Origin of the sequence: Yoonia sp. GPGPB17 (assembly GCF_037892195.1) — a bacterium.
In the GTDB taxonomy this organism is placed as follows: Bacteria; Pseudomonadota; Alphaproteobacteria; order Rhodobacterales; family Rhodobacteraceae; genus Yoonia.
Genome location: NZ_JATACI010000002.1, coordinates 652,604 through 670,974, shown reverse-complemented (window position 1 = coordinate 670,974; position 18,371 = coordinate 652,604). Strand labels below are relative to the sequence as shown.

Below are 18,371 nucleotides of genomic sequence, written 5' to 3'. Positions count from 1 at the left end.
GCCGCTTGCTGGTTCGGACGACAACCCGTCCGAACCGATTTCTTGTGAGACTAAGCTCTCGGAGCCACCGCTTACTTCAACGCATCCCAGCTGCTCTGGATCGCACCGGTGACTTCTTCAGCGGATGCGCCGCCGACGTAGTCCACCATTCCTGTCCAGAAGGTGCCTGCACCAATCGCACCGGGCATCAGGTCTGATGCGTCGAAGCGGAATGTTGTGGCGTTCAGCAGGATTTCACCCTGACCACGCAGGATTTCGTCACCATAAGCCGCGAGGTTCACACCAGAGTGTGGTGTCAGGAAGCCGGTCTGCGCCATCATCACTTCGTGCGCGATTGGCTGCTGCAGGAACTCCATGAAGGCCATTGTTGCGTCAGACGCATCAGTAACAGCCATCAAAGTACCACCGCCCAGAACCGGGTTGCCGAGGTCTTTTTCAGCAAAGGATGGGAAGTAGAAGAAGTCTGCATCTTCGCCTGGCACAACATCATCCGGGAAGAATGCTGTCGCAAAGGATGCCTGACGGTGCATGTAGCACTGTGGTGGCGATGAGAAGAGACCGGTTGGGCTGTCGCGGAAGTCTGTGGAGCCAACCGCAGCGGAACCGCTTACCACCATATCATCGTTCTTGGCAAACATGCCAAATGTCTCAACCGCTTCGATCACGCGTGGATCGGTGAAAGCAATCTCATTGCTGACCCAGCCATCATAGACCTCAGGTGCTTGCGTGCGCAGCATGATGTCTTCGACCCAATCGGTCGCGGGCCAACCTGTTGCAGCACCAGACCCCAGACCAATGCACCATGGCGTTTCCCCGTCGGCGATCATCTGTTCGGACAGCGCGATCAGGTCTTCCATAGTTTCTGGCACTTCATAGTCCGCGTCTTCAAAGTTCTCTGGTGAGTACCAGACAAGCGATTTGACGTTCACGTTGTAGAAGAAGCCGTAGAACTGGTCGTCACCATTCGCGTCACCGTATGTGCCCAGGTCAACCCAGGATTGACCTGCGGCGTAGTTGTCAGCAACCCAGGACCCCATGTCGTCGCCAAGTGGTGTCAAAAGCCCCTGCGCCGCCATCGTTGCAGCCAAGCCGGGCTGCGGGAACACAGCAATGTTTGGTGCAGAGCCTGCTTCGGCGTCAATCACGATCTGCTGCTCAAAGCCGTCAGAGCCCGTATAGGTGACGTTCGCACCAGTGGCATCGGTGAAGTAGGCGATCATGGAACGGAAGATATCATCTTCGGGCGCCAACCATGGGCCAAAGATTGTGACGTCCTGACCGGACAGATCGGGCGCACCCTCGGCCCATGCATTATAGCTGTCCCAGCTGAAATCGCCCTCACCCGGTGTGAACGGAAGATGGCCATCAGCGCTTGCGGCACCCGCTGTCAGGGCAACCGCTGCCACACTGGCATACAGTTTCGTTTTCATTGATTTTCCTCCCAATCGCGCCCAATCCGGCGCGTAACTTCTGTGCACACTCACGTGCTGTCATTCCCGGCACGCATTTGGAATCATCGGCCCAAAGCGCTTTGGATTTACCTACACTCAGCGATGTTTAAGCGTCTGTCAATACAGGTATGTTAGCGCTAAAAATTTTCTTGGATTCCCCTAAAATCATGCTAATCAACGAAGGCTCCCGGTGTAAAACCGTGCAACGGCGTTGCGAAAAACTTGAATAATAGCGCTTTGAAAGCTCGACCGACCCGATGAATTTAAAAGAACTTTCGCAGAATCTGGGCCTCAGCCAAACCACCGTCAGCCGCGCTTTAAACGGCTATCCGGAGGTAAGCCCCTCTACGCGTCGCCGCGTCGAAGAGGCCGCGAAGACATTCAATTACAGCCCGTCAACACGTGCCAAAGGGCTGGCCACAGGACAGGCTTTGGCCATCGGTCATGTGATTCCCCTCTCAAGTAAACATGAGATGGTGAACCCGATCTTTGGAGATTTCATCGCTGGCGCAGGCGAAACATATTCACGCCATGGATACGAAATGATCCTCTCGATCGTGGATGACGCGGATGAGCGGCGTATCTACGAAGGGCTGAAATCCCGCCGCGCTGTGGATGGGGTGATCGTCCACGGGCCGCGTATGGATGATCCGCGCATCGCGCTTTTGCAGGAACTGGCTTTACCTTTCGCGGTGCATGGGCGCGCGTCGGGTTTTGACCAACCTTACGCCTGGCTTGACGTCAACAACCGCAGCGCCTTTGAGCGCGCTACAAATTTCCTGTTTGATCTCGGGCATCGACGTATTGCCCTGATCAACGGCCTTGAAGTCATGGATTTCGCGCATCGCAGGCGCGATGGGTATGCGGCCTCTTTGCGCACCAATGACGTGGCCCTTGATCCCGATCTGATGCGATCAGGCGAGATGACCGAAGTCTTTGGCTACGAGAGCACGCGAAACATGCTGGCCGCGGAAAACGCACCTACGGCAATCCTGTGTTCTTCTTTGATCTCTGCATTGGGTGTCAGACGGGCAATCGAAGAAAAAGGATTGGTGATGGGCAGGGATGTATCGGTTGTGACCCATGACGATGCCCTGTCCTATTTACAGAACGGTGGAGATGTGCCCATTTTCACAGCCACCCGCTCATCCGTGCGCGACGCAGGTCGCAAGTTGGCAGAAATGCTCCTGACGGCAATTGCAAACCCACTGCAACCGCCACAACAACAATTGCTCGAAGCAGAACTGATGGTTGGGTCGTCAACCGGCCCTGCCCCCTGAAAGGACGAACATGGATTTCAAACGATCCGATTTCCCCCAAGGTTTTCTCTTTGGGGCTGCAACCGCTGCCTATCAGATTGAAGGGCATCAATTTGGGCGCGCTGGGGCCACCCATTGGGATACATTCGCGGCGGGCCCGGGCAACGTCGTGCGCGCCGAAGATGGTGCCGTGGCTTGCGATCATTATCATCGCTTTGCCGAAGACCTTGATCTGCTCAAGGACGCGGGGATGGATGCCTACCGCTTTTCCACATCCTGGGCGCGGGTGATGCCGGATGGTCGGACGCCGAACCCTGACGGGCTGGATTTCTACGACCGGCTGGTCGATGCAATGCTGGAACGTGGGCTCAAGCCCTTTCAAACACTTTATCACTGGGAACTGCCCGCGGCGTTGGCCGACAATGGCGGATGGATGAACCGGGATACCTGCAACTATTTCGGCGACTTTGCCGATATCATCACTGACAGGATCGGCGACCGCGTCGCTGCAATTGCCACGATCAATGAACCCTGGTGCGTCTCATATCTATCGCATTTCCTTGGGCATCATGCGCCGGGGCTGAGGGATATCCGGGCCACCGCCCGCGCCATGCACCACATCAATCTGGCGCATGGGGTTGCAATGACGCGACTGCGCGCCAAGGGCATACAGGACTGTGGGGTCGTGCTGAACTTCGATCATACTGAACCACAAGACAATTCTGCCAAAGCCATACAGGCGGCCACAACATGGGACGCGATCATGAACCGATGGTTCATCGAAGCGATCACGAAGGGCACCTACCCCGCCGAGGCGCTGGCTGGATTGGGCCCGCATATGCCCACTGGATGGGAAGACGATATGGCCGAGGTCAGTCAACCCATCGATTTTCTGGGTGTGAATTACTATACGCGCCATAAAGTCTTGGCGGATGAAACAGACGTCTGGCCGCGCCTCGTCGCAGAAGACGGCCCCGGCGACAAGACCCAAATGGGGTGGGAGATTTATCCAGATGGGCTCCGCTCTGTCCTGACGCGCCTTTCGCGCGACTACATCGGGGATATGCCTGTCTATGTGACCGAAAATGGCATGGCGTGGGATGACCAAGTTGAGAATGGTGCGGTCTATGATCCTGAGCGGATGGCATTTATCTCGGATCACGTAATGGCAACGAGGCAGGCGATTGCAGACGGTGCCAATGTCCAGGGCTTCTTCTACTGGTCTCTCTTGGATAACTATGAATGGGCCTTTGGCTATGAAAAGCGGTTTGGTATGGTCTATGTTGACTTTGAAACCTTGAAGCGGACGCCGAAAGGATCTTATCACGCGCTCAAATCAGCGATCGCGCAGTAAGGACGGCCATGGGACACCCCGAAAATAAATACTCTTTGGTTGCCGATATCGGCGGCACCAACACACGCGTGGCTCTGGCCGACGGGCGCCGCATTGTTGACCGTACAATCCGACGCTATCGCAATGCGGAATTTCAGGGGCTCGAGTCAGTGTTGACCCGCTACATCACCGATGAAGGCGGTGTTGATCCAATTGCGGCCTGCGTCGCGGTTGCAGGCCCGGTGCGCGATGGTCGGGCAACGATGACCAATCTGGATTGGACAATCGACAAAGAGACGCTGGCACGTGCCACGAAGGCCGAAACGGTGGCAATCCTGAATGATCTTCAGGCGCAGGGCCATGCATTGGGGCACATCGACGCAGCAAATATCCGCAGTATTCTGTCCGGGCCTGCAAGCAGTCCGAATGCTGCGAGGTTGGTGGTGGGGGTCGGGACCGGATTTAACGCGGCGCCGGTTTATGACCTGCCAAATGGGCGCATTGTCACTCCTTCTGAAAGCGGACACGCAAACTTGCCGATCCGCAATGAGATGGAGCTACGGTTGTGTCAATTCGTATCCACTGCGCATGGTTTTCCCGCCGTCGAAGACGTGTTGTCTGGCCGTGGCTTGGAACGCGCTTATGCGTTCCTGGGGCAAGAGGCAGATGACCCGCGCGAATGTGCTGCCAAAGATATTATGGCCGCATGCGCAGACGGATCGGATCCGCGTGCAGATGCCGCGGCACGGCTCTTCACCCGCATCCTGGGCACCGTCTGCGGAAACCTCTCGTTGATCCAATTGCCGTTCGGGGGGTCTATCTTGTCGGCGGCGTGGCCCGTGCTTTTGCCCCCCATCTCAACCACTTTGGCTTTGGCGAGGCATTCCGGGACAAAGGCCGTTTTGCCGGTTTTATGAACAACTTTTCAGTGCATGTTATCGAAGATGACTATGCTGCACTCACCGGATCAGCGGCACATCTGGTCGCCTTGGGCTAACCTTCCACAAGTTCCGCAGTTCCACGCAGTTGGTCTTGCACTGCATCCGTCAAATCCTTCAGTGAGAACGGTTTAGGCAGGAATGCCGCACCCAACACTTCCGGCTGTCCGTCGTCAAATGCATCCTCAGGGTACCCCGAGACGAAAACAACCTTGGTATCTGGGCGTGATTTCAAGGCTTGGCGCACCCAAGTTGGCCCATCAAGGCCGGGCATGATGACATCCGTGACGAAGATATCAACATGCAGGTCTTCATTTTCAAGCATTTCAAGCGCGGCCTCTGCATGGTCGGCCTCGAGCACGGTATAGCCGCGCAAGCGCAACGCGCGCGTCGCAAAGGCTCTGACAGGTGCTTCGTCTTCAACCAAAAGAACGACACCTTCGGCGCTTGTCTTAATGCGTGGCTGCGCGGCGGGCGGCGCATCTGATGCTGGTTTTTCCTTTTCAACGTGACACGGAAAGAAAAGAGAAAACGTAGTTCCTTCCCCGACAACCGTATCAACGAAGATGTATCCGCCGGTCTGCTTGACGATCCCATACGCCGTCGATAGGCCCAGTCCGGTGCCTTCGCCGGGGCGTTTGGTGGTAAAGAAGGGTTCAAAAATCTTGCCCAGCTTTTCGGCCAGAATGCCCTGCCCTTCATCAATCACCTTAACCAACACATAGTCACCGGCTGGCACGGTCGCCCGGTCACGATGCATTGCCTTGGTCAATGTTGTGTTTTTGGTAACAACGCGAATTTCGCCTGCGCCCTGCATGGCATCGCGGGCATTGACCACAAGGTTCATCAGAACCTGTTCGAGTTGCCGCTTATCTGCTCTGATATGCGCCAATTGGGGATCATGATCGAGAGTCAGGGTCACTTTTTCTCCAACCAGACGGTTCAACAGATGAGCCAGATCCGACAGCGTATCGCGCAAGTCAATCGTCTCGAGTTGTAGGTTTTGCTTGCGCGAAAACGCAAGCAGCTGTCCAACAAGACTGGCGGCACGATTGGTGTTTTGATGGATTTGGATCAAATCGCCATAGTCCTGATCATGCTCATCATGATTGCACAACAAAAGCTCACAGTGCCCCGAAATAGCGGTCAGCAAATTATTGAAGTCATGCGCGACCCCCCAGCCAGTTGCCCAATCGCCTGCATCTTCTGGCTTTGCACAAACTGCAACTCTAACGACCGCAACTCTGTCACATCGTTTAGTACGGCAATCAGGTGCAAGTCATCGGGCCCACCGGCGGTGTTGAGCGTGACTTGAACGAAAGTATCTTGTTTCTTGCCCCGCCCATGCAGGAACTGCGAGACGTTTCCGGCATGACCAGTCAATGCCTCGGACAGCCAATCATTGATCGGCCGACCGGGATCATTCAGAACGTCTGCAAGGTTGCATCCCGCTGTGCTGCCAATCCCCAAAAGTTGGCGCGCTTCACGGTTTGACCCCAAAACTGCACCATCCTGCGCGACTTTTAACAGCGGCACCGGCAAATCCTCAATCGCGTCCCATCCCGCCTCTAGTTGCGGCGGCATCTGCGTTGCGCTGGCCCCGGGCAGCAAATAGACGTGACTGGTATCCCCCTTGCCCGCGATCATCGCAACCACGACCGGAAGGGTACCATCCACCCCCCGCACACTGTGCACCTGCCCGTTACGTAGCGGCAAATCTTCAAAAATGTCGTCCAGATGCGCGTGCGACGACCCCACCAACACGCCAAAAGCGTCGTTCATACCCAACACACGACCGTCAGCAGCCACGGTCATCATGGCGAATGTCTGCTGATTGCCTTGTTTGTTGGGCCCAAGGCCGCCTTGGCTTGCATCATCAAGCCACCACATCTGGCATTGCGCACTCATGATCAGCAATCGCAAGCGGAAATGCCCGGCGCGCGTAACAATGTCTTCTGTCTGCGCGCCGGTCTGACTTGCCTGTGCGATCACCTGAGAAAGCACCCCCCTGGGTTCGCCAGCATCAGTTCAAAGACATTGGCCAGACTGCGCCCCTGGCTATCGCCAAAGCGATCCATGGCTGCTGCATTTGAAAACTGTACGACCCCGGCCCCATCAGTGACAAAACCGACACCAACATCATGTGCAATGATCCGACGTGCCGTTTCGCGCAGTCGCGCATTCGCAACCTGCGCACCCCGTTCCGACCATTTCGCGAAAACAGCCAAAAACAGCAATATACCACCACAAATGGCACATCCGTATTGCAACGGAACCAGCGGCGCTGCGGCAGCAGCGGCAATACACAAAAGCCCCGAAGCCAATAGGCTCACAACTGAGGGTGTTCTGGCGGTCACCAAGGCAGGTTTTATCTCAAACGATTGATCAAAAGGCACTCAACAAACCTCACTACGCGCACCCAGTTAAGCTCCGAATGGTTAACGCCCCCTTAAACACCAATAGCAAATCGCTCAAATCAATTCTAGGTTGTATCGTTGTTTCATAATGCCACAGGTGCAGAATATCATTGGCCGTGCTGCAGAACGCTCAGCTTCTTTCTTGGCTGTCAATCTCGGCGAAGCACACAACAGTAGAAACCATCGCTGCCCGACAGCGGCGTAAACTGCCGTTCGAGACCGATCGAGAAATCAGGATTTCTGGTCAGAAAATCCTGGACTTGCCGTTCGTTTTCGCAATCAAGCAAGGAACACGTCGCATAAACAAGATGCCCTTGCCGCTTAACGAGCTTGGCCGCACGATCAAGGATATCTCTCTGCAAACTCTGAACGTGATCAAGCTTTTCTGGGGTAAGCAACCACTTACCCTGTGGATCGCGACGCCAGGATCCACTGCCCGAACACGGTGCGTCGACCAGAACGGTATCAAACCACCGACCTTGTTCAATGTCTTTGGGCGAAACTCGCTTGATACGTGCGCCCGCACGGGCGGCCCTGACGGGCAAGTCTTTCATTCTGCGTTGATCGACGTCATATGCAAAAAACATGCCGACCGTGCGGTAACCACAGCCAGAACCTTGCCACCAGCACCTGCACAGAAATCGAGCAAGGTCTCGCCCTGTTTCAGCGGCACCATATCGGCAACGGCCTGGGATGAAGCATCTTGCAGTTCAACGGCCCCATTCTGATAGGACCGCGAATTCCTAATCTTCCGCGCGCCGTCAACGACTTGCAAAGCTGACGGAGACAGGGTGAGCGGCTTACAAATGACGCCTTCGTCAGCAAGTGCAGTGATCGCCTCTTCGCGATTCAGTTTCATGAGGTTCACGCGAAGATGCACGGGCGCTCTGTCCTGCATCGCCAACGCTATAGCCTGCGCATTGTATTGATGAGACCGCATCAAGTCCGGCCAAAGCCATTCGGGAAAGTCACGGGACTCGTTGGATCGAATTGGTGCAGACTGAACTAAAGACAGTTCTTCATCACTCAGTTTGGATGGCGCATATTGATCGGCACCGAAAACGGTCGCCGGATCTTGCCCGCCGTCACGAATGTAACCCAGCAAGAGCGCTCTTCCCGTCTCGCCCCCGCCGAGTGATGCGCAGCTTTGCTTCTTGCGCAGCACGTCATACACAATGTCGCCGATGGCGGCTCTGTCCTTTGAGTAAGCGTATCGGTTCTTGCGTCCCCAATCGGTCAGAACACGGTCTGCAAGTGCGCCAGCTTGAATGCGGTCGATCAAGCTGATGGCTGCGCTAATACGTGCGGCCGGTGTCATCGCTCACTTCCTGCTAAACCCTAAGTACCCACCCTAGCCGACCCGGTAGTTAGGGCTCTCGCGGGTGATCTGCACATCATGGACGTGGCTTTCTTTCAGGCCCGCGCCTGTGATTTTCACGAAACTGCAGTTCTTGCGCATCTCATCGACTGTAGCACAGCCGGTATAGCCCATAGCCGCCCGCAAACCGCCCACCAACTGGTGAACCACGGCATGGGCAGAGCCCTTATAAGGCACTTGCCCTTCAATCCCTTCGGGCACCAGCTTGTCGCTCGCCGCCTCTTTCTGGAAATAGCGATCCGCAGACCCGCTGGCCATCGCCCCAAGACTGCCCATCCCACGATAAGATTTGAACGAACGACCCTGATAGAGGATCACCTCGCCGGGGCTTTCATCTGTGCCCGCAATCATCGAGCCAACCATGGCGCAAGAGGCACCCGCCGCAATCGCCTTGGCAAAATCGCCCGAGAATTTGATACCACCGTCTGCAATCACCGGGATGTCACCCGCTCCGGCCGCACAATCCATAATCGCCGTCAGCTGCGGGACACCGACACCGGCAACCATGCGTGTTGTACAAATAGAACCGGGACCAATGCCAACCTTTACCGCATCTGCACCTGCGCCAATCAACGCCTTGGCCGCCTCGCCCGTGGCGATGTTGCCTAAGCAACAATTTGCACCTCGTTCGACAGCTTCTTAGCGCGCTCAACAGCCTGCGCGACGCCTTCAGAGTGGCCGTGGGCCGTATCAATCACGATCATATCAACGCCAGCATCAACAAGCGCCTCGGCGCGCGCGAAACCGCTGTCGCCAACGCCAGAGGCAGCCGCCACACGCAGCCGACCCAGCTCATCCTTACAGGCCATGGGGTTCAAGACGGCCTGTTCACTGTCTTTAAGCGTCAGAAGACCCTGCAACTTCCCCTGCCCGTCGGTAATCAACAGCTTCTCAATCCGGCGCGCCTGCATCAGCGAGCGGGCCTCATCAAGATCCGCGGGTTCTTGCAGCATCGCCAAGTTTTCAGTGGTCATCATCACGCTGACAGGTGTTTTGTCATCCTGCGCAAAGCGCATGTCCCGGTTGGTGACGATGCCGACGACCTTGCCATCTTCGCCTACAACAGGGAAACCTGTGATACGGTATCGTTCCATCAATGCCTTTGCATCAGTAAGGGTCTGATCAGGCCGCAAGGTAACGGGATTATAGACCGTACCCGAGACAAAGCGTTTGACCCGGCGGATTTCCTTGGCCTGTTCTTCGATGTTCAGGTTCTTATGGACAACGCCGATACCACCCGCCTGCGCCATCGCGATGGCCATACGGCCTTCGGTGACGGTGTCCATCGCACTCGACAGCAGCGGGATGTTCATCGCTATGGATTTGGTGACACGGGTCGACGTATCAGCCGTCGACGGCAGCACGCTTGATGCCCCGGGCACCAACAAAACATCATCAAAGGTGAGTGCCTCGCGAATCTCCATCAACCAGTCTCCTTTGTCGTGGTATCGTTGGCACGTCGCTATCGCATGGATATGTAAGGACGGAAAGGGGTAACTGGCATTTGATCCGTGCTGCAACGGCAAATGGCTCTTACGACAAAGCCGCGACAAGTTGATTTTGCGCCGACCGATGCCGCGGCGCTGGACCATGCTTTGATGAGCAGATTTGCACAATACACCATGCCGCTACTCATAGTTATTATGACGGATACGGGCCTTCCCATCGGGTGCGCAAAAGATACATTCAGGGCAGGTCAAATCAGGCGCGCATCATGTCCAACGATCCTCTCGTCATCTTTACCCCATCCGGCAAACGCGGGCACTTCGCAGTAGGTACGCCTGTACTGACAGCAGCGCGGCAATTGGGCGTCGATCTGGACAGCGTCTGCGGCGGGCGCGGCATTTGTTCGAAATGCCAAATCACGCCGTCTTATGGCGAGTTTTCCAAGCATGGTGTCACCGTCGCAGACAACGCGCTTTCCGAATGGAACAGCGTCGAGCAACGCTATGACGACAAACGCGGTCTGAAGAAGGGCCGCCGCCTGGGTTGCCAAGCCACCATCCAAAGTGACGTGGTCATTGACGTCCCCGCCGAAAGCCAAGTCCACAAGCAAGTCGTGCGCAAACGGGCTGAGGCACGCGACATCGTCATGAACCCTTCGACCAAGCTCTACTATGTCGAAGTGGCCGAACCCGACATGCACGACCCCTCAGGCGATCTGGAACGGCTCGTTTCTGCCCTGCGCCGCGATTGGGAATTGCCCGAACTTGAAGCCGACCTCGGCGCCCTCAAAACCCTGCAAAGTGCATTGCGCAAAGGGGAATGGAAGGTCACCGTCGCTGTCCACCTTGGCGATGCGGTCTTTAGCCCGCGCATTATCCACATCTGGCCGGGGTTTTACGAAGGCACGCTTTACGGCCTCGCCGTCGATCTGGGCTCTACCACCATTGCCGCCCATCTTTGCGACCTGCAATCGGGCGAGGTTGTCGCCTCATCGGGCATCATGAACCCGCAGATCCGCTTTGGTGAAGACCTGATGAGCCGGGTCAGCTATGGCATGATGAACCCCACCGGATCTGACGAGATGACCGTCGCCGTGCGCGAAGGCATGAACGCCCTTTTCGTGCAAATCGCGACCGAGGCGGAAATCGACCGTGACCTGATCGTGGATGCTGTGTTCGTCTGCAACCCGGTGATGCACCACCTTTTCCTCGGCATAGACGCCTACGAGCTGGGCCAAGCACCCTTTGCACTAGCAACTTCTGAGGCCATATCACTGCGCGCGTCAGAGCTGGACCTCAACCTGCATCCTGCCAGCCGCGTCTATCTGCTGCCCTGTATCGCGGGCCACGTGGGGGCCGATGCTGCGGCTGTCGCACTGTCAGAAGCGCCTGATAAGTCCGAAGACCTTGTGCTGGTCGTGGATGTGGGGACCAACGCGGAAATCCTGCTCGGGAACAAGGAAAAAGTGCTCGCCTGCTCTTCCCCCACCGGTCCGGCCTTTGAAGGCGCGCAGATCACCAGCGGGCAACGCGCGGCCCCTGGTGCAATTGAACATGTTGAAATCGATCCGGAAACCAAACTGCCGCGCTTTCAGGTCATCGGATCAGAGCTGTGGTCAGACGAAGACGGTTTTGATGCCGCGATTGCGCAAACCGGTATCACCGGCATCTGCGGCTCTGGCATTATCGAAGTGATCGCGGAAATGCGAATGGCTGGCATTGTCGACGGACCGGGCCTGATTGGATCGGCCGAACAGACAGGTTCACCCAACTGCTTCAAAGATGGGCGCACGAACTCCTACCTCCTTTACGATGGCACCGACAGTGACGGGCCGAAGATCGCGGTCACAAACACCGACATCCGACAAATCCAAATGGCCAAGGCAGCGCTCTATTCGGGCGCACGGTTGCTGATGGACAAATTCGGCGTTGATAAAGTGGATCGGGTCGTACTGGCAGGTGCCTTTGGCGCACACATCAGCCCTAAGCATGCCATGGTGCTGGGCATGATACCCGACGCACCGCTAGACAAGGTAACAAGTGCAGGCAACGCTGCTGGGACCGGCGCGCGGATCGCGCTTTTGAACACTGAAGCCCGTGCTGAAATCGAACAGACGGTCCACGATATTCACAAAATCGAAACCGCGATTGAGCCGCGTTTCCAAGAGCATTTTGTGAACGCTTCAAACATCCCCAACGCGGTCGAGCCGTTCCCCATCCTTGAAAGCATCGTCATGATCCCACAAGTCAACCACAACACTGGCGGTGGTGGAGAGGGCGGGCGGAGACGGCGGCGCACCCGCTGATTGCGGCTTGACGCCACCGGGCCGCACAATTACGCCATAAGTATCGGCGCGGGTATGGTGAAAAGGTATCACGAAAGCTTCCCAAGCTTCAGTTACGGGTTCGATTCCCGTTACCCGCTCCAATAATAATCAAGTACTTACAGGGCAATATGCATTTTTCCATATTCTTGAAGTGGAAAAAAAACGGGAACGTCTACGGCGCTTTGGGAACATGAGTCCCAGACTTTCACCCGGACCAGATCAAGCACTCTCAGGTTACCTTGGCACAGCCGCCCGCATGATGTGCCCGTAGAAATCATCCTCTTGCCCGCACCTCCGGCATTTGAGGTCCCGCTCCCAGAAACCACTGGCGGACAGTTTCCACTTTCTTGGCTGAGCAAGCGCCCTTGACTCGACATCAAGTCGTAAGCACCCTGCCATGAATGATCCAGTTGAAAGTCCTACGATGAATATGTTTTTACGTCTCGCTGCTCTGATGAGCGTCCTTTTTTGCATTCAATGTACACCGGTTGCCCTTGACGCTCCATTTGCTGCTGATCCCGCCCAGAGACAGCAATTTGTAAATACCACAATTGTCGGCACGACGACGAAGAGCGACTTGATCGCGCGCTGGGGCGCACCAACCGGCGGTCAGGCTATTGTCAGCGGGCCTTATCAAGACGGTTTGCGGTGGAGCTGGGTGTCTGGCACAAACCGTCAAGGTGCTGTTGTGAGCGTTCAAGTAGATGGTCAGGAGATCGTTCGCAGCGTCGAGTCTGTCAGTGTGGTAAATGGCCAACGCATCCCGGATGCAGCAGGCACGCCCCGAACGACTGTCAGCCCCACACCTTCTGAGCCACCGAGGGCACAGATCATCGACGCCGACGACGATGGAATAGGTATTGAGTTGGAGTGTTTGATCTTCTGTATCTAGGAGCTTTCACGTCACCAATGGCTGAACAAACGATAAAATGACCGAGCTGAGTCAAGGTTGCGATCAAATACCTTGGCATAGCACGGCTTCGAGCTTGTTTATCCAAAGTGCATATCCATCAGATCAGACACTATGTTCCGATCCCCAGGCATTCTGTCGGCACCTCGAATATAGCAGAAATTCGGCCATTCAGAAGGTCGATCGGCGTTAACCTGCGCCTCGGTCACTCGCGCAATCTCAAGGCACTACACTCTGGCAGTTCAGTTGATTGAACAGCCGCCGTTAACAGTTGCGCCTGGGGTTCAAGGCCTGCTTAGAGAGCAACACGAAGGGTGGCAGAGAAGACGAATGCAGCGGGCCGTAAGTCTGTTGGGTAAAAGCCACGCTGGTTCGAACCCTTGACTGGCAATTACTCAACACTGCGATCGCAAGATTTTGCTGAAATTCCACATAAAATACATGTAAGTCAATTCGTTATGCATGCGCAAAACGTTCTAGAATGCAGTTGCTGGTTCGATTCCTTTTGCTCGTTCCAAAATCCGCTATTGCAAGAACATGCCCGTCAAACCGGCGACCCCGATGGAAAAACTCAGCGGGATGACGGCGTTCGCCATGAGATGCCATGAGCTATCTTCGCTACCAAATGCCTTGCGGATCTGAACAAAGACAAATGAACTAAAGAAAAAGACCAGAAAGAAGATGACCGCCGCAAGAAGCGCATTCGACAGAGGGATGAATAGTGCTGTGCCAGTCATCAGCTTTACCGCACCTGCGCCTGACCCACCGATTGCAAACATGATAATACCAAAAACAAAGACACCCAGGGCAAGTGCCAGCTGCCAATAGAGCGGTGTCAGGTCATCGGACACAAACAGAAGCACGGCAAATAGGACAAATGGCAAGACAGTCAGCCAGTTCGGAATACGGCCCGTCTTTATCTCCAACAGCATAGCCACAACCAGGATGGCACCCATAGCCAGTGGTATCATTTCGACAATCATTTCTTCGTCCTTCAAGCGTTTAGCGCCACTTATGTCAAAACGCGTGTTTCAAGACACCCCATGCATTTGTAGAAAGTCGACAAGTGCGGCAGTTGAGCCATCCTTGCCCGCCGCGCTCTCTTTGCCCTCAACAACAGGCTGCAACGCCGTAGCAAGCTCCTTGCCCAGTTCCACCCCCCATTGGTCGAAGGAATTGATGCCCAGCACCACACCTTCGACAAACACCCGGTGCTCATAGAGTGCCACAATCTGGCCGAGCACTTCGGGCGTCATCTGCGGGTAAGCGATGGTGACAGACGGACGATTGCCCTTAAACACACGGTGACGGGCCTGCCGTTCCAGTTCTTCACCTTCGGATCTATCGGCAACCTTGCTGCGCGCCTCATCCAACGTACGCCCGCGCATTAACGCCTCGGATTGCGCAAGACAGTTTGCGACCAGCAGCTGGTGCTGATGGTGCAGATCATCTTCATGCCCACGGGCCGCAACCAAGAACTCACATGGGATCACGCGTGTCCCCTGATGGATCAACTGATAGAACGCATGCTGCCCGTTCGTGCCCGGCTCGCCCCAAACAACCGGGCCGCTGGGCACGTCCAAATCAGCGCCATCCATGCTGACGCCCTTGCCGTTGCTTTCCATTTCGAGCTGTTGAAGATAGGCCGGTAACCTGCTGAGAAGGTTATCATAAGGCAGCACAGCACGGGTTGCATAGCCGCATATCTGATTGTGCCAAATGCCAACAAGCGCCAGAAGCGCAGGCAGGTTGTCCGTCCAATGGGCGGTCTGGAAATGCCGGTCCATCGCCTGCGCGCCGCGCAGAAAAGCGCGAAATGCGTCCGGCCCGATGGCGATCATCAAGGACAGACCAATTGGTCCCCACATCGAATAGCGGCCACCGACCCAATCATCGAACCCAAAGACGCGCGAGGGATCAATGCCAAAGGCAGCAGTCTTGTCCTCGGCCGTTGAAAGGGCGGCAAACTGCGCGCCCGTATCTTCGACACGCTGGCGCATCCATGCCTGCGCTGTACGCGCATTGGTCATGGTCTCGATTGTCGTAAATGTCTTCGAGGCCACAATCACAAGTGTCGTTGTCGGATCGCAGGCACGCAAGACACCCGCAATATCGGCAGGATCAACATTGCTGACAAAATGGCAGCGTGGACCGTCATGATAAGGCGCCAGGGCCTGTACGGCCATCGCGGGCCCCAGATCGGAGCCACCAATGCCGATATTGACCACATCCGTAATCTTGCCGCCCTGCCCGGCGAAGCGACCATCGCGGACATCCGCCGCGAAACGTTCCATACGCGCAAGCGTATCCAGAACGTCCGGCATGACGTCCTTTCCATCGACGACAACCGGATCACCATCCAAGTTGCGCAGCGCCGTATGCAGCACTGCACGCCCTTCCGTTTCATTGATCGGGGCGCCGGCAAACATGGCGTCGCGCTTGGCTGCAACGCCCGCTTGCGCCAACAGGTCAATCAGCAGCGCGCGGCCTTCTGCGTCGATATTCGTCTTGGCGTAGTCGAAACGCATGTCACCCATCTGGGCGCTAAAATCCGCTGCGCGTCTCTTATCAACAAGCGTTTCAAAGCGACGATCCGCGACCTGCGCGTGATGCGCGCGAAGTTTATCCCACATGACCTATCGCTCCGCCCAGTGAACTGTTGTACCGCTCAGGATCGCGGCCACCGGGGCTTCCTCTGGCGGCAAATTGCGGGCCCGTTCCAGCGCGTCGCGTTTCTCACCGCCGATGATCACCATGTGGCGGCTCATGGCGGATTTCAGTATCTTGGCTGACAGGGTTATCCGCGGCTCGGGCGCACCGGGCGCGCGCATGGCAACCAGCAGGTCATCGCCGTTCAGGGCAAGGTCTAACTGATCGGCGCCGGGAAAGATCGAGGCGGTGTGCATATCCGCGCCCATGCCCAACAGCATCACCGATATTGGCAGCTCTGGCACCAACGCCTTTGCCAGCTCTGGCAGCTTTTCTTCGGGCGTTTCAGCATCGGCGTAAAGCGGGACATATGTCGCCGTCGCCGCGCGGCTTGTCAGCAACCGCTCGCGCAGCAGCCGCGTATTTGACCTTGCAGAGGTTTCCGGCACCCAGCGCTCGTCTGTCAGCATGACATGCACACGGGACCAATCCAGATCCGCCGCACAAAGGCTGTCAAAGATGGGTCCGGGCGTCGTGCCACCGGGCACAGCGAAAGACGCATGATCATGCACCAACAAACAGTTCTTCAACTCACCGGCCAGTGTATCGGCCAGATCCATCATCATCATTTCCGCGTCGGGATACTCAACAAGTTTCATGGGAGCAGTCCTTTTGTTTGGTCAGGGCATGTTCGCACCGGCAACCCCGGGCCAAGATGCACCCATAAATGTAAGGTCTTTAGTAGTCAGCGTCAGCCCTTGATCTCGCGCCATTTGCGCCCATCACGGTGCAACAGCATCATCGCATCCTCTGGACCTGCAGAGCCAGCATCATAATGCTTGGGCACGTCATTGCGCGCTTCCCAGCCTTCAATCAGCGGATCGGTCCAGGCCCAGGCCGCCTCAACCTCATCTCCGCGCATAAAGAGTGTTTGGTTGCCCCGGATCACATCCATAATCAGGCGCTCATAGGCATCGGTCACATCCTGTGCGTCATCGCCCAGTGCCTCGGCAAAGGTCATGTCAAGCGGCACGTCAATCAGGCGCATGCCACCGGGCCCGGGCTCCTTGATCGTCACCTGTAAATCCATGCCTTCGTTCGGCTGCAGCCGAATGGACAGAATGTTGCGGTGGCGCGCTTCGTCGCCTTCGAAAATCGTGTGTCCAAGGTCTTTGAAAACAACTGCAATCTCGGACGACCGGGCCTTCATGCGCTTCCCCGTGCGCAAATAAAACGGCACACCTGCCCACCGCCAATTTGCGATATGACACCGCATGGCGATAAAGCTTTCGGTAAAGCTGCGCAGATTCTCTGCATCTTCGCGATAGCTGGGCCCATCGGGGCCTTCGTCATACTGGCCGCGCACGATGTGATGATGATCAATGGGCTGTAAGGCATTGATGACCTTGAGTTTCTCGTCACGCACGGCATCGGAATCAAACTGGCCGGGCGGTTCCATGGCGATAAGGCAAAGCAATTGCATCAAGTGGTTTTGCACCATATCACGCATCGCGCCGGATTTGTCATAATAGGCCCCGCGCCCGCCAACACCGACAGTCTCGGCCACCGTTATCTGGATATGATCAACGTAATGGTTGTTCCAAAGCGGCTCAAACAACACATTGCCAAAGCGCACGGCCATCAGGTTTTGGACAGTCTCTTTGCCAAGGTAGTGATCGATCCGATAAATCTGGCGTTCGTGGAAATGCGCGGCCAGCGTTTCATTCAATGCGCGCGCAGTTTCCAGATCCCGGCCAAATGGCTTTTCCACCACGATCCGGCTTTTCTTGTTGGCAATCTTGTGCGTGTGCAACCGTTCAGCCAAATCACCAAAAAGCGACGGTGCAACAGAGAAATAGAATGCCTGCACCACATCCTGACGCACGTTCTTGGCAAGCTCGGCCCAGCCACCATCGCCGCGCGCATCAATGGCGACGTATTCTAGCTGTTTAAGAAAGGCCTCCAAGCCCTTCTTATTGCTTGATTCTTCGCCGCCAAATTCGGCAACGGCGTTCGCAATCATGTGACGGTACCCAGCGCTATCCAGATCTGACCGGGCCGCCCCTATGATCCGCGACCCGGCTTAAGATCTGACCAGACAAGAAACGACGAAACAGTCCGGGCAGGATTTTGCGCCGGGCCAAATCGCCGGTGCCGCCGAAAATCACCAAATCGAACTCTTCGACCGGAATGACGCGAGAAACCATAGCAAACTCCCCTATGGATGGTGCGTTAGCGCTAACGCCGCCTTCCTACCCCGGTCA

General features: G+C 56.1%; 13 protein-coding genes, 1 tRNA gene and 3 pseudogenes. 6 read left to right on the top strand and 11 right to left on the bottom strand.

What is annotated here, in order from left to right:
• Positions 1-71: 71 nt before the first annotated feature.
• The gene (locus QTO30_RS03720; RefSeq protein ID WP_340422595.1) at positions 72-1,430 is read right to left on the bottom strand and encodes an ABC transporter substrate-binding protein; all 1,359 of its coding nucleotides are present in this window, start codon (positions 1,428-1,430) and stop codon (positions 72-74) included.
• A gap of 278 nt (positions 1,431-1,708) precedes the next feature.
• Between QTO30_RS03720 and QTO30_RS03715 the strand changes: the two genes are divergently transcribed.
• From QTO30_RS03715 to QTO30_RS03705, 3 genes and pseudogenes are all read left to right on the top strand, one after another.
• Positions 1,709-2,731: a substrate-binding domain-containing protein gene (locus tag QTO30_RS03715; RefSeq protein WP_340422594.1), complete on the top strand. Its 1,023-nt coding sequence runs from the start codon at positions 1,709-1,711 to the stop codon at positions 2,729-2,731.
• Between the two features lie 10 nt (positions 2,732-2,741).
• Positions 2,742-4,064, top strand: a complete 1,323-nt coding sequence (locus QTO30_RS03710; RefSeq protein ID WP_340422592.1) for a GH1 family beta-glucosidase — start codon at positions 2,742-2,744, stop codon at positions 4,062-4,064.
• 8 nt (positions 4,065-4,072) lie between these two features.
• Positions 4,073-5,040, top strand: a pseudogene (locus QTO30_RS03705) (glucokinase).
• Here QTO30_RS03705 and QTO30_RS03700 read toward each other — a convergent pair.
• From QTO30_RS03700 to guaB, 6 genes and pseudogenes are all read right to left on the bottom strand, one after another.
• Positions 5,037-6,098 (bottom strand): ATP-binding protein, encoded by a 1,062-nt coding sequence (locus tag QTO30_RS03700; protein ID WP_340422590.1) that lies wholly within the window; start codon positions 6,096-6,098, stop codon positions 5,037-5,039. The pseudogene QTO30_RS03705 and the gene QTO30_RS03700 sit on opposite strands and share 4 nt — an antisense overlap.
• Positions 6,099-6,127: 29 nt before the next feature.
• On the bottom strand, positions 6,128-6,973 hold the full coding sequence (locus QTO30_RS03695) for a hypothetical protein (protein WP_340422588.1): 846 nt from the start codon (positions 6,971-6,973) through the stop codon (positions 6,128-6,130).
• Positions 6,970-7,377, bottom strand: a complete 408-nt coding sequence (locus tag QTO30_RS03690) for a hypothetical protein (RefSeq protein WP_340422586.1) — start codon at positions 7,375-7,377, stop codon at positions 6,970-6,972. Before QTO30_RS03690 ends, QTO30_RS03695 begins: the two co-directional genes overlap by 4 nt.
• Before the next feature lie 170 nt (positions 7,378-7,547).
• A complete protein-coding gene (locus QTO30_RS03685; RefSeq protein WP_340422584.1) occupies positions 7,548-7,952 on the bottom strand; it encodes a hypothetical protein in 405 nt (134 codons plus the stop codon).
• Positions 7,949-8,716 (bottom strand): hypothetical protein, encoded by a 768-nt coding sequence (locus QTO30_RS03680; protein WP_340422583.1) that lies wholly within the window; start codon positions 8,714-8,716, stop codon positions 7,949-7,951. The genes QTO30_RS03685 and QTO30_RS03680 overlap by 4 nt, the downstream gene beginning before the upstream one ends.
• Positions 8,717-8,749: 33 nt before the next feature.
• A pseudogene (gene guaB / locus QTO30_RS03675) lies at positions 8,750-10,200 on the bottom strand (IMP dehydrogenase).
• Between the two features lie 290 nt (positions 10,201-10,490).
• Between guaB and QTO30_RS03670 the strand changes: the two are divergent.
• The 3 genes from QTO30_RS03670 (at position 10,491) to QTO30_RS03660 (ending at position 13,440) form a co-directional block, all read left to right on the top strand.
• Positions 10,491-12,527: an ASKHA domain-containing protein gene (locus QTO30_RS03670; RefSeq protein ID WP_340422581.1), complete on the top strand. Its 2,037-nt coding sequence runs from the start codon at positions 10,491-10,493 to the stop codon at positions 12,525-12,527.
• Positions 12,528-12,575: 48 nt separating this feature from the next.
• Positions 12,576-12,649 (top strand) — tRNA-Gly (locus tag QTO30_RS03665).
• A gap of 296 nt (positions 12,650-12,945) precedes the next feature.
• Entirely contained in the window at positions 12,946-13,440 is a 495-nt protein-coding gene (locus tag QTO30_RS03660; protein WP_340422580.1) for a hypothetical protein, read from the top strand.
• Positions 13,441-13,982: 542 nt separating this feature from the next.
• On the opposite strand, the gene QTO30_RS03655 is transcribed toward QTO30_RS03660, so the two are convergent.
• The 4 genes and pseudogenes from QTO30_RS03655 to zwf form a co-directional block, all read right to left on the bottom strand.
• Positions 13,983-14,441: a prepilin peptidase gene (locus QTO30_RS03655; RefSeq protein WP_340422578.1), complete on the bottom strand. Its 459-nt coding sequence runs from the start codon at positions 14,439-14,441 to the stop codon at positions 13,983-13,985.
• A gap of 48 nt (positions 14,442-14,489) precedes the next feature.
• On the bottom strand, positions 14,490-16,091 hold the full coding sequence (gene pgi, locus QTO30_RS03650; protein ID WP_340422576.1) for a glucose-6-phosphate isomerase: 1,602 nt from the start codon (positions 16,089-16,091) through the stop codon (positions 14,490-14,492).
• 3 nt (positions 16,092-16,094) lie between these two features.
• Positions 16,095-16,766 carry a 6-phosphogluconolactonase gene (pgl, locus tag QTO30_RS03645; RefSeq protein WP_340422574.1) on the bottom strand — a complete coding sequence of 224 codons (672 nt, stop codon included), beginning with the start codon at positions 16,764-16,766 and terminating at the stop codon, positions 16,095-16,097.
• Between the two features lie 92 nt (positions 16,767-16,858).
• A pseudogene (zwf, locus tag QTO30_RS03640) lies at positions 16,859-18,314 on the bottom strand (glucose-6-phosphate dehydrogenase).
• Positions 18,315-18,371 lie beyond the last annotated feature (57 nt).